This window comes from Paracoccus bogoriensis (assembly GCF_019431455.1).
Classification (GTDB): domain Bacteria; phylum Pseudomonadota; class Alphaproteobacteria; order Rhodobacterales; family Rhodobacteraceae; genus Paracoccus; species Paracoccus bogoriensis.
Window position 1 is genome coordinate 88,217 of the sequence record NZ_JAHYSR010000009.1, and the last position, 20,200, is coordinate 108,416.

19 protein-coding genes and 1 pseudogene are annotated in these 20,200 nt (G+C 64.9%); 7 read left to right on the top strand and 13 right to left on the bottom strand.

Annotated elements, in window-relative coordinates:
• Positions 1–14: 14 nt before the first annotated feature.
• Together lepA and KY389_RS06380 are read right to left on the bottom strand one after the other, a co-directional pair.
• Complete coding sequence (gene lepA / locus KY389_RS06375) at positions 15–1,814, bottom strand: translation elongation factor 4 (RefSeq protein WP_219830014.1); 1,800 nt, start codon at positions 1,812–1,814, stop codon at positions 15–17.
• A gap of 65 nt (positions 1,815–1,879) precedes the next feature.
• A complete protein-coding gene (locus KY389_RS06380; RefSeq protein WP_219830015.1) occupies positions 1,880–2,575 on the bottom strand; it encodes a type 1 glutamine amidotransferase domain-containing protein in 696 nt (231 codons plus the stop codon).
• Between the two features lie 447 nt (positions 2,576–3,022).
• Between KY389_RS06380 and KY389_RS06385 the strand changes: the two genes are divergently transcribed.
• On the top strand, positions 3,023–3,343 hold the full coding sequence (locus KY389_RS06385) for a hypothetical protein (protein WP_246587991.1): 321 nt from the start codon (positions 3,023–3,025) through the stop codon (positions 3,341–3,343).
• A gap of 49 nt (positions 3,344–3,392) precedes the next feature.
• Here KY389_RS06385 and parA read toward each other — a convergent pair whose 3' ends face one another.
• Both parA and KY389_RS06395 read right to left on the bottom strand, forming a co-directional pair.
• Entirely contained in the window at positions 3,393–4,028 is a 636-nt protein-coding gene (gene parA / locus KY389_RS06390) for a ParA family partition ATPase (protein ID WP_219830016.1), read from the bottom strand.
• A gap of 75 nt (positions 4,029–4,103) precedes the next feature.
• Positions 4,104–4,424, bottom strand: coding sequence for an antibiotic biosynthesis monooxygenase family protein (locus KY389_RS06395; RefSeq protein ID WP_219830017.1), 321 nt, complete (start codon positions 4,422–4,424; stop codon positions 4,104–4,106).
• 119 nt (positions 4,425–4,543) lie between these two features.
• On the opposite strand from KY389_RS06395, the gene KY389_RS06400 reads away from it, so the two are divergent.
• Positions 4,544–5,590 (top strand): dipeptidase, encoded by a 1,047-nt coding sequence (locus KY389_RS06400; RefSeq protein WP_219830018.1) that lies wholly within the window; start codon positions 4,544–4,546, stop codon positions 5,588–5,590.
• A 7-nt stretch (positions 5,591–5,597) separates the two neighbouring features.
• On the opposite strand, the gene KY389_RS06405 is transcribed toward KY389_RS06400, so the two are convergent.
• Entirely contained in the window at positions 5,598–6,896 is a 1,299-nt protein-coding gene (locus tag KY389_RS06405) for a helix-turn-helix domain-containing protein (RefSeq protein ID WP_219830019.1), read from the bottom strand.
• Between the two features lie 108 nt (positions 6,897–7,004).
• Positions 7,005–8,234, bottom strand: coding sequence for a 5-aminolevulinate synthase (gene hemA, locus KY389_RS06410; protein WP_219830020.1), 1,230 nt, complete (start codon positions 8,232–8,234; stop codon positions 7,005–7,007).
• 163 nt (positions 8,235–8,397) lie between these two features.
• On the opposite strand from hemA, the gene KY389_RS06415 reads away from it, so the two are divergent.
• Entirely contained in the window at positions 8,398–9,783 is a 1,386-nt protein-coding gene (locus KY389_RS06415; RefSeq protein ID WP_219830021.1) for a dipeptidase, read from the top strand.
• Between the two features lie 56 nt (positions 9,784–9,839).
• Here the strand turns inward: KY389_RS06415 and KY389_RS06420 are convergent, their stop codons facing one another.
• On the bottom strand, positions 9,840–10,451 hold the full coding sequence (locus tag KY389_RS06420) for a lytic transglycosylase domain-containing protein (protein ID WP_219830022.1): 612 nt from the start codon (positions 10,449–10,451) through the stop codon (positions 9,840–9,842).
• Between the two features lie 307 nt (positions 10,452–10,758).
• Between KY389_RS06420 and gatB the strand changes: the two genes are divergently transcribed.
• Positions 10,759–12,273: an Asp-tRNA(Asn)/Glu-tRNA(Gln) amidotransferase subunit GatB gene (gene gatB / locus KY389_RS06425; protein ID WP_219830023.1), complete on the top strand. Its 1,515-nt coding sequence runs from the start codon at positions 10,759–10,761 to the stop codon at positions 12,271–12,273.
• Between the two features lie 61 nt (positions 12,274–12,334).
• Positions 12,335–12,601, top strand: coding sequence for a DUF4177 domain-containing protein (locus KY389_RS06430; protein ID WP_219830024.1), 267 nt, complete (start codon positions 12,335–12,337; stop codon positions 12,599–12,601).
• Between the two features lie 5 nt (positions 12,602–12,606).
• Here the strand turns inward: KY389_RS06430 and KY389_RS06435 are convergent, their stop codons facing one another.
• The 4 genes from KY389_RS06435 to recA all read right to left on the bottom strand — a co-directional run bounded on the left by KY389_RS06435 (position 12,607) and on the right by recA (position 17,669).
• Complete coding sequence (locus KY389_RS06435) at positions 12,607–13,401, bottom strand: class II glutamine amidotransferase (protein ID WP_219830025.1); 795 nt, start codon at positions 13,399–13,401, stop codon at positions 12,607–12,609.
• 61 nt (positions 13,402–13,462) lie between these two features.
• Positions 13,463–13,762: a DUF1330 domain-containing protein gene (locus tag KY389_RS06440; RefSeq protein ID WP_219830026.1), complete on the bottom strand. Its 300-nt coding sequence runs from the start codon at positions 13,760–13,762 to the stop codon at positions 13,463–13,465.
• Positions 13,759–16,416, bottom strand: coding sequence for an alanine--tRNA ligase (gene alaS / locus KY389_RS06445; RefSeq protein ID WP_219830027.1), 2,658 nt, complete (start codon positions 16,414–16,416; stop codon positions 13,759–13,761). The genes KY389_RS06440 and alaS overlap by 4 nt, the downstream gene beginning before the upstream one ends.
• A 182-nt stretch (positions 16,417–16,598) precedes the next feature.
• Entirely contained in the window at positions 16,599–17,669 is a 1,071-nt protein-coding gene (recA, locus tag KY389_RS06450) for a recombinase RecA (RefSeq protein ID WP_219830028.1), read from the bottom strand.
• A 239-nt stretch (positions 17,670–17,908) separates the two neighbouring features.
• On the opposite strand from recA, the gene KY389_RS06455 reads away from it, so the two are divergent.
• A complete protein-coding gene (locus KY389_RS06455; RefSeq protein ID WP_219830029.1) occupies positions 17,909–18,499 on the top strand; it encodes a sulfotransferase family protein in 591 nt (196 codons plus the stop codon).
• Here the strand turns inward: KY389_RS06455 and KY389_RS06460 are convergent.
• Positions 18,496–18,774: an Rdx family protein gene (locus KY389_RS06460; protein ID WP_219830030.1), complete on the bottom strand. Its 279-nt coding sequence runs from the start codon at positions 18,772–18,774 to the stop codon at positions 18,496–18,498. The genes KY389_RS06455 and KY389_RS06460 overlap by 4 nt on opposite strands.
• A 133-nt stretch (positions 18,775–18,907) precedes the next feature.
• On the opposite strand from KY389_RS06460, the gene hmuQ reads away from it, so the two are divergent.
• Positions 18,908–19,228: a heme-degrading protein HmuQ gene (gene hmuQ / locus KY389_RS06465; protein ID WP_219830031.1), complete on the top strand. Its 321-nt coding sequence runs from the start codon at positions 18,908–18,910 to the stop codon at positions 19,226–19,228.
• Between the two features lie 181 nt (positions 19,229–19,409).
• On the opposite strand, the pseudogene KY389_RS15810 reads toward hmuQ, so the two are convergent.
• Positions 19,410–19,845 (bottom strand): annotated as a pseudogene (locus KY389_RS15810) (transposase); the annotation flags it as partial.
• Between the last annotated feature and the right edge of the window lie 355 nt (positions 19,846–20,200).

The window sequence follows — 20,200 nt, forward strand, 5'->3', positions numbered from 1 at the left end:
GGGCGCGCGGCCCCTCAATTGTCCATTTTCAGCGCCTGGATAAAGGCCGTCTGCGGGATCTCGACCTTGCCGAATTGCCGCATCCTCTTCTTGCCGGCCTTCTGCTTTTCCAACAGCTTCTTCTTGCGCGTGGCATCGCCGCCATAACATTTGGCCGTCACGTCCTTGCGCATCGCCGACAGCGTCTCGCGCGCGATCACGCGCGAGCCGATGGCCGCCTGGATCGGGATCTTGAACATGTGCCTCGGGATCAGTTCCTTGAGCTTCTCGACCATCGCGCGGCCACGGCTTTCGGCGCGGTCGCGGTGAACCATGACCGCCAGCGCGTCAACAGGTTCGTCATTCACCAAAATCGACATCTTCACCAGATGATCTTCGCGATATTCGCTGATCTGGTAGTCAAAGCTGGCATAGCCCTTGGTGACGGATTTCAGGCGATCATAGAAGTCAAAGACCACCTCGGCCAGCGGCAGGTCATAGACGACCATCGCGCGGCTGCCCGCATAGGTCAGATCCAGCTGGATGCCGCGCCGGTCCTGGCACAGCTTCAGCACGTCGCCCAGATATTCGTCCGGCACCATGATCGTGGCCTTGATGCGCGGCTCTTCGATATGATCCACATGGGTCAGGTCGGGCATGTCGGCAGGGTTGTGCAGGTCGCGCACCTCGCCGTCGCGCATATGCAGCTTGAAGACCACGCTTGGCGCAGTCGTAATCAGGTCCAGGTCATATTCGCGTTCCAGGCGGTCGCGGATCACCTCCAGATGCAGCAGCCCCAGGAACCCGCAGCGGAAGCCGAAGCCCAGGGCCGCCGAGGTCTCCATTTCGTAGCTGAAGGACGCGTCGTTCAGCGCCAGCTTCTCGATCGCGTCGCGCAGCGCCTCGAAATCGTTGGCATCGACCGGGAAAAGGCCGCAAAAGACCACCGGCTGCGCGGGCTTGAAGCCCGGCAGAGCCTCTGCCGCGGGTTTTTTCTCGTGCGTGATCGTGTCGCCCACGCGCGTGTCGCGGACCTGCTTGATCGAGGCAGTGAAGACGCCGATCTCGCCCGGCCCCAATTCCTCGATATCCTTCATCGCGGGGGTCAACACGGCCAGCTTGTCCAGCCGGTAGGTCGCACCGGTCTGCATCATCTTGACCTGATCGCCCTTGCGGATCACGCCGTCCATGACCCGGATCATCACGACGACCCCCAGATAGGCGTCATACCAGCTGTCCACCAGCATCGCCTTGAGCGGCGCGTCCCGGTCGCCCTTGGGTGCGGGCAGGCGCGTGACAATCGCCTCCAGCACGTCCGGAATCCCAAGGCCGGTCTTGGCGCTGATCGGAATTGCGTCCGAGGCGTCAATGCCGATCACATCCTCGATATTCTCCTTGACGCGCTCGGGATCGGCTGCGGGCAGGTCGATCTTGTTCAGGACCGGCACGATTTCGTGGTTCGCGTCAATCGCCTGATAGACATTGGCCAGGGTCTGCGCCTCGACCCCTTGGCTGGCATCCACGACCAGCAGCGAGCCCTCGACCGCGCGCATCGACCGGCTGACCTCGTAGGCAAAGTCCACATGTCCGGGCGTGTCGATCAGGTTCAGGATATAGGTCTTTCCATCCCTGGCCGGATAGTTGATCCGCACGGTATTGGCCTTGATGGTGATGCCGCGTTCGCGCTCGATATCCATGCTGTCCAGCATCTGGGCCTTCATGTCGCGTTCGGCGACAGTCCCTGTCAACTGGATCAGCCGGTCGGCCAAGGTGGATTTGCCGTGGTCGATATGGGCCACGATCGAAAAATTGCGGATCAGGTCAAGCTCGGTCATGGCCGGGCTATACAAGGGCGCGGTCCGCGCGGAAAGAGGGTTTCGCGGCCCTGCGCGCTTTGGTGTCAGGGCATGGCCGGGCGGCGGGCGGCTTCCAGCATCAGCCGGGCGACCTCGGCTGAAGAGGCCGGGTTCTGGCCAGTGATCAGCCGCCCATCCGCGATGGCAAAAGGCTGCCAGTCGGGGCCATGATGATATTCGGCGCCCGCCGCCTTGAGGCGATCGGCCAGAAGGAAGGGCACGATATCCGACAAGCCGACCGCATCCTCTTCGCTATTGGTAAAGCCCGCCACGCGGCGCCCGGTCACCAGAGCCCGACCATCGGGCAGGCGCGCGGCCAGCAGGCCCGCCGGGCCATGGCAGACCGCGCCGATGATCGCCCCCGACTGCCAGGCATCGGCCAGCAGACGGCCCAAGGGCGCCGAATCCGGCAGATCCCACATCGTTCCGTGCCCGCCGGGCAGAAAGACGATATCACAACCGCTTGCAGCCACATTCTCGACTTTCTCGGTGTGACGCAAGCGGTTCATCGCGGCTTCGTCTGCCATGAAACGGCGCACGTCGTCATTCAGCGCGTCCCCTTCGGCCGAGGCGGGATCGGCGGGCGGTTCGCCTCCTCTGATGCTGGCCAGTTCGACCGTCCAGCCCGCGTCGGACAAGGCCCAATAGGGCGTGGCAAGCTCTTCCCAGTAAAAGCCGGTGGGTTTGCCGCTGTCGCCCAGATGGGCATGTGAGGTCAGGATGAACAGGGCGCGGGGCATGGCGGTCTCCTTGTGTTCTGGCTTGCCCCACAACCGAAATCACAAGCGACGGGTTCCCCGGCACGAGAAACCGCTTGGGCGCAATGTCCCGCGCCCAGAAGACGAGGGCATGGGCCTTGGTCGTCTTTTCCGCCAGGATCTCGACCAGCGCGAAATGCCCGGCCGATCCGAAGAGGCGATCCCGCGCGGCTGATCCTCCGGATGGCTTCTGGTGATCAGGATCAGCCACCGCACCGCCATTGCAACCAGCGCGCGCCATCCAGCACAGGCCGTCCCGACCGGGCGGTCAGGCCTTTGTCAAGCCGCTCCGCCGCACCCGGTGATTGAGCCGGTGCCGCTTATCTGCTATGACCCGATGATGTGGGCCTTTCGAGACCGGGAAAACCGGCGTGCCCCGCAGATGCGAGGATCAGGACCGGATCGACCGGAAACCCGAGGAGACAGTCCATGCCAAGGCAGACCATCCTGAACAGGCTGATGATCGCGGCAGCCGCGGTGGTAATGACCGCACCGCTGGCCGTGGCCGGCCCCATCGACAACGCCTGTATTCGTTCCGACCGCGCGCGTGGCAATGCGGCGCTGTGCGGCTGCATCCAGCAGGTTGCGAACCAGACCCTGTCGCGTGCCGACCAGCGCCGCGCGGCGCAGTTCTTCCGCGATCCGCACCGCGCGCAGGAGGTCCGCACCTCCAAGCGCAGCAGCGACAACGAATTCTGGCGGCGCTACCGGCATTTCGCCTCTCAGGCCGAGGTGCTGTGCCGTCGCTGACGCGGCGTCCTGCCTTGGGTCGTCTGGTCCTTGCGGGGCCGGCAGGCGCTTAGCCGATGCGGGCCAGGATCTCGTCCGTCAGGGCTGCGATCTCGTCCTGCGCAGCGCCGGCGCTGCTGCGTTCGACGACGCCAAGCCCCTGCCCCAGGGTCTCGGCATAGGCCACGCGATTGGCGACCCGCGTGTCGGCCACAGCCGCACCCAGTTCCGCGGCCCGTTCGGCCACATCAGCCGACAGGCGGGTATTGGGGCGGGTGCGGTTCAGCACAACCAGAACTTCGGCTTTTTCGCGCCGCGCCAGATCCAGCACGCCCTCGGTCGCCCATAGATCGACATGGCTGGTCGCCACTGGCACCAGAACCAGATCGGCCACCCGCAACGAAGGGCGCAGATCGCTGTCGATCTTGGGCGGGGTGTCGATGATGACGAAATCGAACCGCTTCTTCAGCTTTTCCGATTCGTAGCTGGCGCCCCAGGCCGACGAGGTCGAGAAATCCAGCGCCTCGTCCTCGCCCTGCGCGGCCATGCGTTCCATGAACCAGCGGCCCATGCTGCCCTGCGGATCGGTATCGACCAGCGCAACCGAATAGCCGCGCCCGTGCAGCGCCACCGCCAGATTGACCGCCATTGTCGTCTTGCCGCTGCCGCCCTTCTGTTGGGCCACGGTGATGATCCGCCCCGCCATCAAGATCCTCCGGTTCCTTTCATACAGCCTAAAAGGCGCGGCGCGCGAATGCACCACCTTTCTGCATCTGCAGCATCAGGGATGGACCGACTGCACCTCGTACATCACGGGCTCGAAGCTCTTGCACATGGCGTGGATCTCGCGGTTGCGGCGACGCATCTCGGGGTCGCGCAGCATGGCCTGATAATCGCGCCGGTCGCGCCATTGCGAATAGGAGGCGATGCGGGTCTGAGCGTCGTTCAGATGGATCGCGCCGCCAAGGCAACCGGGCTGACGACTGATCACCTCTGCCCAGGCCGAGGTCAGCAGGTCCAGCACGTCATGCGCGCTGCCGGGCGTGACCTCGAAGGTCGTGATGACGGTCTGGCCGTCGAAATCAGGCGTGATGCTGAACATGGTGCGGGCCTTTCGCTGGCTGATGGTGCCAGCCTAGCGCGCCCCGGCGCGCGCGCAAAGCGCATTGCGACACGCTTGCAGGATGTGCATTCTGCAACCGAACCGACCGGAGCCTTGCCATGATCCCCATATTCGACGGCCATAACGACATGCTGCAACGGCTGGTGGCCGCCGGCCCCGATGCCGCAAGGCTGTGGCAGCAGGGCGATGGCACGGGCCATCTGGACCTGGCGCGCGCGCGGGCGGGCGGTCTGGTGGGCGGCTTCTTTGCGATCTGGGTGCCCTCGCCCGCCCATCCGGATGAGGCAGCCCATCTGCACCAGATGGAAAACCCGCCCTTTGCCCTGCCCCTGCCGCCCGAGATCACACCCGAGGCTGCCCTGCCCCCGGCCTTTGCCCAGGCCGCCACGCTTCACCACCTGCACCGCGCGGGCCTTTTGACCATCGTCACGGGGGCTGAGGATCTGCGCGCCACCATCGCGGCGGGCGGCTTCGCGGCCGTCATGCACATGGAAGGGGCCGAGGCGATCCGCGACGAGGACGCGCTGCATCTATGGCACGCGATGGGGCTGCGTTCGGTGGGGCCGGTCTGGTCGCGGCCCACGCGGCACGGTCATGGCGTGCCCTTTGCCTTTCCCGCCTCGCCCGATCTGGGCGGGCCGCTGACACCCGCCGGGCGCGCGCTGGTGGCAGCCTGTAACCGCCTGGGGATCATGCTGGACCTGTCGCATCTGAACGAGGCCGGGTTCGACGACATTGCGCGCCTGTCGGATGCGCCGCTCGTGGCCAGCCACAGCGCCGTCCATGCGCTTTGCCCCAGCAGCCGCAACCTGACCGACCGGCAATTGCGTCAGATCGCCGATAGCGGTGGTCTTGTGGGGCTGAACTTCGCCTCTGGCTTTCTGCGGACCGACGGGCGGCGTCTGCCGCTTGAGGATATCGGCATGATGCTGCGCCACCTGGATCACCTGCTGTCGATCCTGGGCGAAGGCGGGGTGGCTTTCGGATCGGATTTCGACGGTGCGCTCATGCCGCGCGAGGTGCCGGATGCGGCGGCGCTGCCGCGCCTGATCGCGGCGATGCAGGATCACGGCTATGGCGACGCGCTGATCCGGCGCATCGCCTGCGAGAACTGGCTGTCGGTGCTGGAGCGGACCTGGCGCTGAGGGCCGATCACTCGGCCGTCTGCTGCTCGGCACTGGCAACCGAAATGATTTGCGCCAGTTCGGGATCGGCGTTCAGATCGGCCAGTGCAAAACGCTCGGTCAGGCTGGAAGGAGCAAGCTCGATATTGCTGACGACCTGAGCGCCGGGCGCGACCGGGCCATAGGTCTGGCCATTGATCGCGAAATAGACCGCGCCGGAATTGCCGGTTCGCAGACGCGGCGCCTCTTCCAGCTTGGGCAGGGCGAAGCGCTCGCCCGCATCCATGATCTTTTCCAGAAGGACGGTGCCATCGGCGGATGTCACACGCACCCAGGCCGGACGGACGGCCAGCAATTCAAGCTGCGGCGCGTCCGGGGCCAGTGTGCGGACCCCGCCGACCCCGCCTTCGGCAGGGAGGGAATCGGCGACCATGGTCGCGATATCGCTTGGCACGCCCAGATCTGCCGGCATCAGCGGCCCGAAGCCCGCGGCCTGCGTTGCATCCTGGGGCGGTTGCGGCATCGCCACGCTGCCCAGATCCGCGATTGCCGTCGCCGCAGTTTCGGTCAGACCAGGATCGATCGCAGCGATCGGCCCATCGCGCGCGGTCAGGACAGGCGCTTCGAGAATCTGCGGACGATAGAGCCGGTCCAGCGCCTCGGGCTGAGGCAGGCGGCGCGCAATCTCGGCCGGATCGCGCGTTTCCAGATCGGGGCTGGCCAGGCCCGCGCCTTGGGTCGGGTCAAGCTCGGTCACAAGCTGCGGCAGGTCGTCCCCGGGCATCAGCGTCACGCGCTGCACCTCTTGCAGCAATGCATAGCCGCCATAGGCCAGCCCCGCGATCAGAGCGATCAGAACGACAAGCGCCCCGATGGCGCGCGGCTCCAGGTCGGCCCAGAAGCTGCGTTCCTGAGGGATGAACAACGCACGCGGATTGGCCAGGGCCTCGGCCGGGTCCGAGGGGCGACGCACGGGTTTCGGCCCCGCCGCCGCGGGCGCCATGCCATGTGTCGGCTGAAACCCGGACTCGGCGCAGAAACGGCGGAAGGTCCAGTCCGGGTCCATGCCCAGATAGCGCGCATAAGAGCGCACATAGCCCGAAATGAAGCTGGGCGCGTCAAAGGCCGAGATGTCGCAATTCTCGATGGCGGCGACATACGAGGCACGGATGCGCAGCTCGCGCTGCACATCCAGCAGCGATTTGCCAAGCGTTGCCCGCTCGCCCCGCATGATATCGCCGAGGCGAGTATCATCGTCCAGGAAATGCTGAACATCCCCGATCTGAACGATATCTTCTGCCGGGTGTTGTGCCCGCAGCCTGCTCATCCGAATTGCCTCTTACGCCCGCCAGTCGAGCGGTCCGAATCACCGCCCTCGTCTCTTCTTTACCCGGACGTTATCACGCGGGCGAGAGCAGTTCATCCAAGAACGGGATCAGGCGCTCAATTCGGCGCGATTCAGCGCGCAATGCGACCAGAGGCGATCCATCGCCCGGACCAGGTGGTCGATCTGCCCGAGATCGTGCACCGGCGAGGGCGTGAAGCGCAGGCGTTCGGTGCCGCGCGGCACGGTCGGGAAGTTGATCGGCTGAACATAGATCCCGTGGTCGCGCAACAGCATGTCCGACAGCGCCTTGCAATGGACCGGATGGCCCACATGCACGGGCACGATATGGCTGCCATGGTCGATGATCGGCATCCCGAGCGACTTGAGCCGCATCTTGAGGATGCGCGCGTGCAGCTGCTGGGCATCGCGCAGCTTCTGCCCTTCGGCGGTCTTCAGCAGCGCGATCGAAGCCGCAGCCCCCGCCGCGACCGAAGGCGGCAGCGAGGTCGTGAAGATGAAGCCCGGCGCATAGGAGCGGATCGCGTCGCACATCTTCGCGCTGGCCGCGATATAGCCTCCGAACACCCCGAACGCCTTGCCCAGCGTCCCGTTGATGATGTCGATGCGATGCGCAAGCCGGTCGCGCTCGGCCACGCCGCCACCGCGGGGACCATACATGCCGACCGCATGAACCTCGTCCAGGTAGGTCAGCGCGCCGAATTCCTCGGCCAGATCGCAGATTGCGGCGATCGGCCCGAAATCGCCATCCATCGAATAGATCGACTCGAAGGCGATCAGCTTGGGCGCGGCCGGATCGTCGGCCTCGATGAGCTGACGCAGATGGGCCACGTCATTGTGGCGAAAGATCCGCTTGGCGCCGCCATTGCGCTTGATACCCTCGATCATCGAGGCGTGGTTCAGCTCGTCCGAATAGATGATCAGGCCGGGAAACAGCTTGGGCAGGGTCGAAAGGGTCGCGTCATTGGCGATATAGGCCGAGGAAAAGACCAGCGCCGCCTCTTTCTGGTGCAGATCGGCCAGTTCGGCCTCCAGCCGTTTGTGATAGACTGTCGTGCCGCTGATATTGCGCGTCCCGCCCGAACCGGCGCCGGTTGCGTCCAATGCCTCGTGCATGGCCGACAGGACGGCCGGATGCTGGCCCATGCCCAGGTAATCGTTCCCGCACCAGACGGTGATTTCCTGCTTTTCACCATCGGGCCGGTTCCAGATCGCCTGCGGAAAGCGCCCCCTGGCACGCTCGATGTCGATGAAGGTGCGATAGCGCCCCTCATCATGAAGACGAGCAATGGCCTGGTCGAGGGCGGCATCATAATTCATTGCGGGCGTTCCCTTGCATAGCTGGCTGGGTGCAATCATTGTCAGATCGCGCGCGGCCCGACTTTGATAGAGGTCAAGGCGCAAAAAGGACAGGCCAAAAACGTCGGACCAGACGAAAGAACAACGTCCCGTGCCGGTCGATGACAAGGGAAAGATAGGAAAAATGACGGATTCGACAAGATTGGAGGACATCCTGACGCAGCTGGAGGCGGACCGGGATGCGGCGCTTGAAAGGCTGATGCAGTTCCTGCGAATCCCGTCGATCTCGACCGACCCGGCCCATGCGGGCGATGTGCGGGCTGCCGCGGAATGGCTGGCGCGCGAACTGACCGAACTGGGCTTCGAGACGCGAATTCACGACACGCCGGGGCATCCGATGGTCGTGGCGCGCTCGGCCCCGGGCGGAGCGCGCCGGCTGCTGTTTTACGGTCATTACGACGTGCAGCCGGTCGATCCGCTGGCGCTCTGGGACCGTCCACCCTTCGAGCCTGCAATCGAGGACACGCCTTTGGGCCGGGTGATCCGCGGGCGCGGCGCGTCAGACGACAAGGGCCAGCTGATGACCTTCATCGAAGCATTCCGTGCCTGGAAGGCCGTGCACGGCGCCCTGCCCTCGGACCTGGTTCTGCTGTTCGAGGGCGAGGAGGAATCCGGCTCGCCCTCGCTGCGCCCTTTCCTGCGCGATCATGCCGAGATGCTGCGCGCCTCGCTGGCGATGATCTGCGATACTGCCCTTTATGCCGATGGCCGCCCCGCGATCACGACGCAATTGCGCGGCCTTGTCGGGCAGGAAGTCGTCATCCGTGCCGCCGATCGCGACCTTCATTCGGGCAGTTTCGGCGGTCTGGCCGCAAACCCGATCATGATCCTAGTGCAGGCGCTGGCCGCCCTGAAGGACGAGACCGGGCGCGTCACCCTGCCTGGTTTCTATAACGGGGTCGAGGATCTGACGCCCGAACAGGCGCGCGACTGGCAGGCGCTGGATTTCGACGCCGCCGCATTTCTGGGCCGTGTGGGCCTGTCGCAGCCCGTCGGCGAACAGGACCGCACTCCGCTGGAGATGGTCTGGAACCGCCCCACGGCCGAGATCAACGGCATCGCGGGCGGCTATGCGGGCGACGGCTTCAAGACCGTGCTGCCCGCCGAGGCGCGCGCCAAGGTCAGTTTCCGCCTGACGGGCCGGCAGGATCCGCAGGCAATCCGCGCGGCCTTTCAGGATCACGTCCGCCGCTTTGTCCCCGCCGATTGCCGGGTCGAATTCCACGACCACGGCGCCAGTCCGGCCAGCGTCATGGATGTGTCCGACCCGGCCTTTGGTCTGGCGCGCGACGCGCTGAGCCGCGAATGGGGCCGCGAAGCCGCCTTTATCGGCGCGGGCGGCTCGATCCCGATTGCGGGCGACTTCAAGGAATTGCTGGGAATGGATTCGATGCTGATCGGCTTTGGCCGAGACGACGATCGCATCCATTCGCCCAACGAGAAATACGATCTGGAAAGCTTTGCCAGGGGCGCGCGGTCCTGGGCGCGGATCCTGGCGGCCTTGCGCTGACAAGGATACGCGCGGCCCCGTGGCAGGCCGCGCCGTCGAGTCCGATGATATCGTGCTCAGGCGTCGCCGCGGCAATAGCTTTGCGACGAGGTCCAGGCGGCGATGTCTGCACGTTTGGCAGAGCTGCGCAGCGGCGCCCAATCGCGCGCGACACCGCGCCAGCCGCTGCCATCATGCGCCACGGCATTGTCGCGCGCCACCTGCCGCGACATGATCCGCACCGCGCAGGCCATGTTGTCAGCGCCGTTACGGATATTGCCTGTGCAGCCGTAATGCCGCCAGGTCGCGGGCGCAATCTGCATCAGGCCAAGCCAGCGGCCGCCACCCCCGGCCGCGTTCGGATTGTAGGTGCTTTCATGTTTGGCCACCGCCGACAGCAGCCCGGCCCAGAAGGCGCGGCGCCCGGTCTCGTCCAGGGCGGCGTATCGCGGGCAGAAGGTCTGCACGTCTGCCGGCACGCGCGACAGGATCGTGGCGCCCTCGCGGTCCAGCGCCGCCAGCGTCGCCTGCGTCCAGGCATCCGACCCCTGTCGGGAACCCCACCGCATCGGAGGCGCCGATGCCAGCGACATCTGCCGTGCTTCGGCGTGATTTTCGACCTCGGTTCTGGCGGAAGGGGCGCAGCCGGCGATGACGGCGATCGTGGCGAGGGCAAGCGCAAGGCGCATCGGCAACCCATGGCGTTGTTTCGGTCCTGTTTCCGATGCGGCGCTTTGTCGATCCGCGCAATGGCGACGCCACAAGCCCCCCTTTCATCGGCAGAATCACGCCAGAGCCCACGGACGCCGATGGGGGATTTCCGCCGATTCAAGCCGGGATCACGACCATGTGGAGAAAAGTGCATATGAAACAGCATCTTTCGACGGAGGCAGGACGATTCGCGCAGCCCCGCCCGTCTCGCCGCCCCGTGACAAGAACCGTCGCCTGTCCTACAAGGCACCAAAGACCGGAACGACCGACGAAAAGGCCCGCGCGATGCTTGACCACCTGACCTATGCCGCACCCCAGCCCAAGGTGATCCAGGGCGCCAAAAGCGATTGGGAACTGGTGATCGGGCTCGAAGTGCACGCCCAGATTGCCTCGAAAGCCAAGCTGTTCTCGGGCGCTTCGACCGAATTCGGGGCCGAGCCCAACAGCAATGTCGCCTTTGTCGATGCCGCGATGCCGGGGATGCTGCCGGTCATCAACGAATTCTGCGTGGCCCAGGCCGTGCGCACCGGCCTTGGGCTGAAGGCCGCGATCAACCTGCGCTCGGCCTTCGACCGCAAGAACTATTTCTATCCCGACCTGCCCCAAGGCTACCAGATCAGCCAGCTCTACCATCCCATTGTCGGCGAAGGCGAGGTGATCGTGGACATGGGCCCCGGAATCGCCCGCCGCGTCCGGATCGAGCGCATCCATATCGAACAGGATGCCGGCAAGTCGATCCATGACATGGACCCGAACATGTCCTTTGTGGACCTGAACCGCACCGGCGTCGCCCTGATGGAGATCGTCAGCCGCCCCGACATCCGCAGCCCCGAAGAGGCCGCCGCCTATGTCGCCAAGCTGCGCCAGATCATGCGCTATCTGGGCACCTGCGACGGCAACATGCAGAACGGCAACCTGCGCGCCGACGTTAACGTCTCGGTCTGCAAGCCCGGCGATTACGAACGTTTCATGGAAACCGGCGATTTCAGCCATCTGGGCACGCGCTGCGAGATCAAGAACATGAACTCGCTGCGCTTCATCCAGGCGGCGATCGAATACGAGGCGCGCCGCCAGATCGCCATCATCGAGGATGGCGGCACGGTCGTGCAGGAAACCCGCCTCTACGATCCCGACAGGGGAGAAACGCGCTCGATGCGGTCCAAGGAAGAGGCGCATGACTACCGCTACTTCCCCGACCCCGACCTTTTGCCGCTGGAGATCGATCAGGCCTGGGTCGATGACATCGCCGCAGCGATGCCGGAACTGCCCGACCAGAAGAAGGCCCGTTTCGTCAAGGATCTGGGCCTGTCTGAATACGATGCGGGCGTGCTGACCGCCGAGGTCGAGAATGCCGATTACTTCGAGGCCGTGGCCTCCGGGCGCGACGGCAAGATGGCCGCGAACTGGGTCATCAACGAACTCTTCGGCCGCCTGAACAAGGAAGGGCTGACCATCGCGACCTCGCCCGTTACGGCGGCGCAGCTGGGCGGCGTGATCGATCTGATCGCCAAAGGCGACATCTCGGGCAAGATCGCCAAGGATCTGTTCGAAATCCTGTGGACCGAGGGCGGCGATCCCGCCGCCATCGTCGAGGCGCGCGGCATGAAGCAGGTCACCGATCTCGGCGCGATCGAGGCGGCGGTGGACGAGATCATCACCGCCAATCCCGCGCAGGTCGAGAAGGCCCGCGCCAATCCCAAGCTTGCGGGCTGGTTCGTGGGTCAGGTGCTCAAGGCCACCGGCGGCAAGGCTAACCCGGCGGCCGTGAACGCGCTTGTCGCGCAGAAACTGGGTCTTTGATCCCTGGGGCGCGGCACCGGGTCGCGCCCGCCTTCCGGCCCATCACCACAAGGACCGCCCGATGCGCTATGAATATGCCGTCATTCCCGCGCCGACCCGGAGCGAGAAGGCCCGCGACGCCAAAACGCCCACCGACCGTTATGCGCTGGCGCTGGCGGCGGAACTGAACCGCATGGCGGCCGATGGCTGGGATTACCTGCGCGCCGATGTTCTGCCCAGTGAGGAGCGCAGCGGCCTGACCGGGCGCAGCACCATTTATCACAACCTGCTGGTCTTTCGTCGCGCCAAGCCCGAACCGGCCCCGTTACCCCGGTCGCGTCCCGAGTGATCCGATCAGGCGGCGGCGCTGAGCGTTTCCGGTTCAAAGGGCAGGCTCTTGAACCGCTCGCCCTCGAAGATACAGAAGCTGCCGGGCGGAACCTCCTGCCAGTCGGTTTCATCGGTCTCGAGTGGCTCGGAGACGACGGCCCAGCCTCGCCGCGTGGCGGACCAGCGATGATACAGCGATGGCGCCTGATCGTCGCTGCTGTAGCGCAGAACGTAGAGACGCCGCCCGTCCGACAGGGCACAGGCCGCACGGACATGCGGCGTCTCGCCTCGCTGGCGGGCCAGCGCCGTCAACTGCCCCACGGCCCGCTCCATCGCGCCGCGCGGATCGTCCTCCAACCCCTCGCCCAGGGCGATCAGGAACAGCGCCTCGCTGTCCGTTGCGCCCTTGCGATGAGGATAGAACTCGTCCCGGATCAACACATCGGCATGGCGCCGAAATCTGTCATAACCACCGAACTGGCCGTTATGCATGAAGCTCCAGCGCCCGACGGTGAAAGGATGACAATTGTTGCGGCTGGTCGCCGTCCCGGTCGAAGCGCGCACATGGGCCAGAAACAGCCCGGAGCGAACCTGTCCGACCAGAGAGCGCAGGTTGGGATCGGACCAGGCGGGCATCACATCTCGATAAAGACCGGGCTCGGGCCGCTCTCCATACCAGGCGATCCCGAAACCATCGGCATTGACCGGCGTGTGGCACCGCATTGCGCCCTGACTTTGGCGAATCAGCGAATGCGCCGGTTTGCTGACGATGTCTTCCAGAAAGATCGGTTCGCCCAGATAGGCGGCCCACCGGCACATGCCCTTGCCCCTTTTAGGTCTCTTTTGTGACAGGCTTAGCACGAAAGAGCAAGGACTTCATCTACTCCGTCGGGGCTGGCGCTTCCTCGACAATCACAAGGTCGCGTTCGCTCGCGCCTTTGGCATGAGACAGAGCCGCCTGATATTCTCTGCTGTGATAGCAGGCAACTGCCGCCTCCAGCGACGGGAAGCGCGCCACGACATGACGGGCGCGGTCGGCGCCTTCCAGCACGTGATAGCGCCCTCCACGCGCCAGGAACACACCCCCGTGGGCTGCGATTGCCGGCCCCGCGGCTTTGGCATAAAGGCCATAAGCCTCGGGGTCCGTCACATGCACATGGGCAATCCACAAGGCTGTCATTTGCTGTCCTCGATGATCTTGCGCGCGTCCTGGAACGCCGTTTCCGCGGCCGCAAGCGAGGGGGCGCCGCCCTGCGCACGGTCGGGGCGGCCGCCTCCGCCCTTGCCGCCAAGGGCAGCCGTCGCGGCCTGAACCAGCGCCACGGCACTGATTCGCCCGGTCAGGTCCGGCGTCACGCCCGCCGCGACCGTTGCCTTGCCACCATCCTCAGCCAGCAGCAAAACCGCGCCGCTGCCCAGCGAAGCCTTCATCTCTTCGACCAGCGCGCCCAGCTCCTTGCCGCCCACGCCCTCGACGCGGCGGGCAATGAACCTGACACCTGCGACCTCCTCGGCTTCCGAGGCCCCGCCGCTGCTCATGGCCAATTGACGCTTCAGTTGCGCGACCTCATTGGCCAGCGCCTTGCGTTCGTCTGCCAAGGCGCGAACGCGGTTCACCACATCGGCGGATTGCGCCTTGAGAATCCCCGCAATCTCGCCCAGACGGCGGTCCGCCGCACGCAGATGATCCAGCGCGGCCTGCCCCGTCAGCGCCTCGATGCGCCGCACCCCTGCACTGGAGGCTGCATCGCCCAGAAGGACAAAAGCCCCGATATCGCCCGTCCGCGCGACATGCGTGCCGCCGCACAATTCCAGCGAATAGGCCGCGCCATCTGCTCCCTTGCCGCTTCCGGGATGGACGCCCATCGAGACCACGCGCACCTCGTCGCCGTATTTCTCGCCGAACAGGGCCTGCGCCCCAAGGGCGCGCGCCTCGTCAGGCGTCATCAGCCGGGTCTCGACGGGACTGTTCTGACGAATGAAGCTGTTCACCTCGGCCTCGATCCGAGTCATCTCCTCGGCGCTGAGCGCACTGTTATGGCTGAAATCGAAGCGCAGCCGGTCGGGCGCGTTCAGGCTGCCCCGCTGCGCGACATGCTCGCCCAGGACACCGCGCAGCGCCTCGTGCAGCAGATGCGTGGCCGAATGGTTCGCCCGGATCGCGCCGCGGCGCTCATGGTCCACCGCCAATTGCGCGCCCTGCCCCCGGCTGATGACGCCCGCCGTTACCTCTGCCTGGTGCAGGAAGACGCCTGCGACCTTCTTCGTGTCGGCAACGCGCGCTGCCCCCGTTTCGGTCCGGATCAGCCCCGCGTCGCCCACCTGACCGCCGCTTTCGGCATAGAAGGGCGTCTGGTTCACCACGATCGTGACCTTGGTGCCAGCCGCGGCCTCGGCAACCTCGGCGCCGTCGATCACCAGGGCCATGACCTGCCCCTCGGCCTCTTCGGTGTCATAGCCCAGGAACTCGGTCACACCGTGCTTATCGGCCAGCTCGAACCAGATCCTGGCGTCTGCCGCCTCGCCCGATCCGCTCCAGGCCGCGCGCGCCATGCGCTTCTGTTCCGCCATGGCTGCGTCGAAACCCTCGATCTGCACGCCACGCCCCTTTTCGCGCAACGCATCCTGAGTAAGGTCCAGCGGGAAACCGAAGGTATCATAGAGCTTGAAGGCCGTTTCGCCCGGCAGATCCGCCCCGTCGGGCAACTTCGCCAATTCGTCGTCCAAAAGCCGCAGGCCCCGGTCCAGCGTCTGGCGGAACCGCGTCTCCTCGGACCGCAGCGTCTCCTCGATCATTGCCTGAGCGCGCGTCAGCTCCGGATAGGCCGCGCCCATCTGGCGCACCAGTGCCGGCACCAGCTTGTGCATCACCGGGTCAGTTGCCCCCAGCATATGCGCATGACGCATCGCACGCCGCATGATCCGGCGCAGCACATAGCCACGCCCCTCATTGCTGGGCATCACCCCATCCGCAATCAGGAAACTGGTCGAACGCAGGTGGTCGGCAATCACCCGGTGATGGACCTTGCCCGGCCCATCCGGATCCACACTGGTCACATTCGCACTGGCTTCGATCAACGCGCGCATCAGATCGGTGTCGTAATTGTCGTGCTTGCCCTGCAAAAGCGCGCCGATCCGCTCCAGCCCCATGCCCGTGTCGATGGACTGCATGTCCAGCGCCCGCATCGAGCCGTCCTCGAACTGCTCGTTCTGCATGAAGACCAGGTTCCAGATCTCGATGAAGCGGTCGCCATCTTCATCCGCCGAACCCGGAGGGCCACCCGGGATCGAGTCGCCATGGTCAAAGAATATCTCGGTGCAGGGGCCGCAAGGTCCGGTCGGCCCCATCTGCCAGAAATTGTCGCTGGTCGGGATACGGATAATGCGGTCATCCGACAGCCCCGCGACCTTCTTCCAGATCGCCGCTGCCTCGTCATCGGTATGATAGACGGTCACCAGCAGCCGGTGCCTGGGGATGTCGAATTCCTTGGTCAGCAACTCCCAGGCAAAGGGAATGGCGCCTTCCTTGAAGTAATCGCCGAAGCTGAAGTTTCCCAGCATCTCGAAAAAGGTGTGGTGCCGCGCCGTATAGCCCACATTATCCAGGTCGTTGTGCTTGCCGCCCGCGCGAACGCATTTCTGCGCCGTGGTGGCGCGCTGATAATCGCGTGTCTCGACGCCGGTGAACAGGTTCTTGAACTGGACCATGCCGGAATTGGCGAACATCAGCGTTGGATCATTGCGCGGCACCAGAGGGCTGCTCTCGACCACGCGGTGACCGTTCTTCTCGAAATAGCCAAGGAAGGTTTGACGAATGTCACTCAGACTGGGCATGGCGGGCCTTCATCGCAAAACGGGTCTGACCGGCACCGCCGGCTTGGAAAACGATCTAACCGCGCCCTGCGGCACTGTCCAGCAATGCAGGGTGCAGACAGCCCTGTAGCCGGTGCGCCGCACCGGCTACAGGGAGAAAGGTCTTGCGTGCAGGCTTGCCTGCGCGCGCCGCAAGGTTGCGATCAATCCTCGGCCAGGACGTCGTCCTCGCCGCTCCCGACCGCGAAATCCAGACCGTGGCTTGCGCGGATCTTGTCCTCGATGGCCAATGCGATTTCGGGACGGTCGCGCAGGAACTGCTTGGCATTCTCGCGGCCCTGGCCGATGCGCTCGTCGCCATAGGAATACCAGGCGCCCGATTTTTCGACCACGCCGGCCTTGACCCCCAGGTCGATCAATTCGCCGACCTTGCTGATCCCCTCGCCATACATGATGTCGAATTCGACCTGCCGGAACGGAGGCGCGACCTTGTTCTTGACCACCTTCACGCGCGTCGTGTTTCCCGTCACCTCGTCGCGATCCTTGACCGCGCCGGTGCGGCGGATGTCCAGACGGACCGAGGCATAGAATTTCAGCGCGTTGCCGCCCGTTGTCGTCTCGGGATTGCCGAACATCACGCCGATCTTCATGCGAATCTGATTGATGAAGATCACCATGCAGTTCGACCGCCCGATCGAGGCGGTCAGCTTGCGCATGGCCTGGCTCATCAGGCGGGCCTGGCTGCCCATCTGCATGTCGCCCATATCGCCTTCGATCTCGGACTTGGGCGTCAGGGCTGCGACAGAATCAACCACCACCAGGCTGACCGCGCCCGAGCGCACCAGCGTATCGACGATCTCCAGCGCCTGCTCGCCCGTGTCGGGCTGGCTGATCAGCAGTTCGTCCAGGTTGACGCCCAGCTTCCTGGCATATTGCGGGTCCAGCGCGTGTTCGGCATCGACGAAGGCGCAGACGCCGCCCTTCTTCTGTTCCTCGGCCACGACATGCAGCGTCAGCGTGGTCTTGCCCGAGCTTTCGGGCCCGAAGATCTCGATGATCCGGCCCTTGGGCAGCCCTCCGATGCCAAGCGCGATGTCCAGACCCAGAGAGCCCGTCGATGTCGCCTCGATCTCGGCCACGGGGCTGTCCTTGCCCAGCTTCATGATCGAGCCCTTGCCGAATTGCCGCTCGATCTGCGCCAGGGCGCTGTCGAGCGCCTTCTGCTTGTCAGCGCTGCGCTTGTCACTCATGTCGAAAATGCTCGCCTGTGCCATGTCCTTACCCTGTTATTTCACAGCCCTCCCGGCGGGGCAATCGCGGGACCGGCCGAATGTTCGTGCCTTGTTCGCAATAATTGGACCAGTTCCCCCCCGGTTGCAAGCACCCCGACGCATGAAATCGATTCGCCCAAGGCAAAGCTTCATCCCGACCCGGTTAACAAATCGTTTACAGCTGCGCGACGGCGCGTTATTCCCCGCTGGGAAAACCATCTGCAACACGGACCACGCCAGCCATGTTGATCTTCTGGGAAAAGCGACTGGTCTTTCTGGCAACGCCCAAGACGGGATCGACGGCGATCGAGATGGCGCTGGAACCTCTCGCCTCGGTCTCGCTGCAACGGCCCGAGGCGCTGAAACATACCGGCATCGCAGGCTATCATCGCCACCTGGGGCCCTGGCTGACCGAGCAGACCGGAGAGGCCTTCACCACTGTCGCCCTGATGCGCGAGCCGCTGGACTGGCTGCGCAGCTGGTATCGCTTCAAATTGCGTGACGACAGCGAGGATCCGGCCCATCCGATGAGGGGCGTCAGCTTCGCCGATTTCGCGCGCCGTTACGTCGCGCCGGGCGGGCGCGCGGCCTTGGGCATCGGCAGTCAGGCCGAGTTCCTCGCAGACGGCCAGAAGCGGACGGATCGGATCTTCCGCTATGAGCGGATCGATGCCTTCATCGACTTTCTGGAAACGCGACTGGATTGCATGATCGAATTGCCGCGCATCAATGTCCCGCCCAGTGTCGATGTCCGGCTGACCCCCGAGGACGAGGCATCCCTGCGCGACGCCATGGCCGAGGATCTTGCACTCTACAACAGCCTCCGAGATTAGCGGTCCACATGACCCAGATCGCGCCCCGGCGCGATCACGTCACGCAAACGTTGCTTGATCTCGGCGGCGCCAGGAAAGCCGCCATCCGCCTTGCGGTCCCAGATTACCTGGCCATCAACCGCGATCCGGTAGATGCCGCCGTGCCCCGACACCAACGCAACCTCGGCCAGATCGGCGCCAAAGGTCTGCAGCAATTCCTGCGCCATCCAGCCGGCCCGCAACAACCAGTTGCAGCCCGTGCAATAATGGATCTCGACCCGGGGCCCATCTCTCATGCTCACCAAGCTAGGACGCGGCGCGAACGGCGACAAGAGGGGCCCTTGACCCCACCTGATCCGCGCGCAAGGGTGCCGTGCCAGCAATCGCCAGCCATCCCGCATTCAGCACCCCCAAGGTCAGGAGCCAAAGATGTTTCTTGCGATGAACCGCTTCACCGTCCCTCTGGAAAATGCCGAGGCATTCGAGGCCCTCTGGCTGAACCGCGACAGTCGCCTGCACGAGATGGACGGTTTCGTCGAGTTCAACCTGCTCAGGGGCCCCGAAAACGATGGCCACAGGCTCTATGCCTCGCACACGGTCTGGCGCGACGAGGACGCCTTCCGCGCCTGGACGCGCTCGGAGCAATTCCGCGTGGCTCATGCAAATGCCGGCGAGACGCGCAAGCTGCATAGCGGCGCGCCGCAATTCGAGGCCTTTCACGCGATCCAGACCAGGACCGCCAAGGGCTGAACGCCGCCCGATTGAATACCGCCCCCCATGGCGCAGGACGGACAAGCCCTGCCCGTGCCCGCCTGGCAGGTGCGGCGACCTGTTCATGAAGCCGCATGGCAGGCGGCTCTGACCGGCCACGCGATCTTTCCGGTCACGTCTGTCAATCTGGTGCCATTTCCCGGATGGCCTGAGGGTATGATCAGGCGGCTTTCATGGTCATGCTGAGAATGGGGTCGATCTCCTCCTTGTCGATCTGGGCGAGGGCCTCGACCATCATGGAGCGGCTGGCGGGCTGCCATTCGTCGATCTGCTCAAACTGCACGGCGCCGATCAGGCGCAGGATCGAGGCCTCGTTCGGGAGTGAGGCCATGATTGCCGCCGGTCCGAAGGAATGCCCGAACGCCGACGATGGCGGCGCGGCGCTTCACCTCCTTGCTCAGCCGCTTGATCGGGTTCGTGCTGTGAAGCTTGGTGCGGTGCTGGCGCGGGAAGAACATCAAGGCCAGAACGTCGTGCTCGCGAACGTCCATCAGGTCGGCGAGCCTGGGCCAGCGCGGGCGCAGTTTCTCGGACACCTTGCGCCAGGTCTCTCCGGCATGGGCGCGATCGGGCTGGTCGAAGGCCTGCCGGAACGAGCCATTGCCCGCCCCTGATGAGGTGGATGGCCGCGCTTGCGGCATCGCGATGTGCCCTGTCGGGTGCTTTGAGCATCGCCAGCAAGGGGAGCTATCCATGAACAGGATTACCTCACTCGGGATCGATCTGGCGAAACCTGTTTTTTAGCTGCACGGCGTCGATGCCGAAGGCCTGGCTGTCTTGCGTCGCCAGTCGCGGCACAGCCAGATGCTGGAGTTCCTCGACCGCCCGCCGCCCTGCCTGTTCGGTATGGAAGCCTGCGCCAGCGCGCACGACCGGGGCGGGAAGTGATCAAGTTCGGGCATGATGTCCGGCTCATGCCGCCCACCTGCGTGAAGGGCCATGTCAAGCGCG

What these genes read in the sequence shown, in the direction of transcription:
- KY389_RS06420 (WP_219830022.1), bottom strand. Translation starts at nt 10,451, where the DNA reads ATGCGCCTTGCGCTTGCCCTCGCCACGATCGCCGTCATCGCCGGCTGC.
- KY389_RS06400 (WP_219830018.1), top strand. Translation starts at nt 4,544, where the DNA reads ATGATCCCCATATTCGACGGCCATAACGACATGCTGCAACGGCTGGTG.
- lepA (WP_219830014.1), bottom strand. Translation starts at nt 1,814, where the DNA reads ATGACCGAGCTTGACCTGATCCGCAATTTTTCGATCGTGGCCCATATC.
- gatB (WP_219830023.1), top strand. Translation starts at nt 10,759, where the DNA reads ATGCTTGACCACCTGACCTATGCCGCACCCCAGCCCAAGGTGATCCAG.
- KY389_RS06395 (WP_219830017.1), bottom strand. Translation starts at nt 4,424, where the DNA reads ATGTTCAGCATCACGCCTGATTTCGACGGCCAGACCGTCATCACGACC.
- KY389_RS06380 (WP_219830015.1), bottom strand. Translation starts at nt 2,575, where the DNA reads ATGCCCCGCGCCCTGTTCATCCTGACCTCACATGCCCATCTGGGCGAC.
- KY389_RS06385 (WP_246587991.1), top strand. Translation starts at nt 3,023, where the DNA reads ATGCCAAGGCAGACCATCCTGAACAGGCTGATGATCGCGGCAGCCGCG.
- KY389_RS06405 (WP_219830019.1), bottom strand. Translation starts at nt 6,896, where the DNA reads ATGAGCAGGCTGCGGGCACAACACCCGGCAGAAGATATCGTTCAGATC.
- recA (WP_219830028.1), bottom strand. Translation starts at nt 17,669, where the DNA reads ATGGCACAGGCGAGCATTTTCGACATGAGTGACAAGCGCAGCGCTGAC.
- KY389_RS06430 (WP_219830024.1), top strand. Translation starts at nt 12,335, where the DNA reads ATGCGCTATGAATATGCCGTCATTCCCGCGCCGACCCGGAGCGAGAAG.
- hemA (WP_219830020.1), bottom strand. Translation starts at nt 8,234, where the DNA reads ATGAATTATGATGCCGCCCTCGACCAGGCCATTGCTCGTCTTCATGAT.
- KY389_RS06415 (WP_219830021.1), top strand. Translation starts at nt 8,398, where the DNA reads ATGACGGATTCGACAAGATTGGAGGACATCCTGACGCAGCTGGAGGCG.
- parA (WP_219830016.1), bottom strand. Translation starts at nt 4,028, where the DNA reads ATGGCGGGGCGGATCATCACCGTGGCCCAACAGAAGGGCGGCAGCGGC.
- KY389_RS06460 (WP_219830030.1), bottom strand. Translation starts at nt 18,774, where the DNA reads ATGAGAGATGGGCCCCGGGTCGAGATCCATTATTGCACGGGCTGCAAC.
- KY389_RS06440 (WP_219830026.1), bottom strand. Translation starts at nt 13,762, where the DNA reads ATGACAGCCTTGTGGATTGCCCATGTGCATGTGACGGACCCCGAGGCT.
- alaS (WP_219830027.1), bottom strand. Translation starts at nt 16,416, where the DNA reads ATGCCCAGTCTGAGTGACATTCGTCAAACCTTCCTTGGCTATTTCGAG.
- KY389_RS06455 (WP_219830029.1), top strand. Translation starts at nt 17,909, where the DNA reads ATGTTGATCTTCTGGGAAAAGCGACTGGTCTTTCTGGCAACGCCCAAG.
- KY389_RS06435 (WP_219830025.1), bottom strand. Translation starts at nt 13,401, where the DNA reads ATGTGCCGGTGGGCCGCCTATCTGGGCGAACCGATCTTTCTGGAAGAC.
- hmuQ (WP_219830031.1), top strand. Translation starts at nt 18,908, where the DNA reads ATGTTTCTTGCGATGAACCGCTTCACCGTCCCTCTGGAAAATGCCGAG.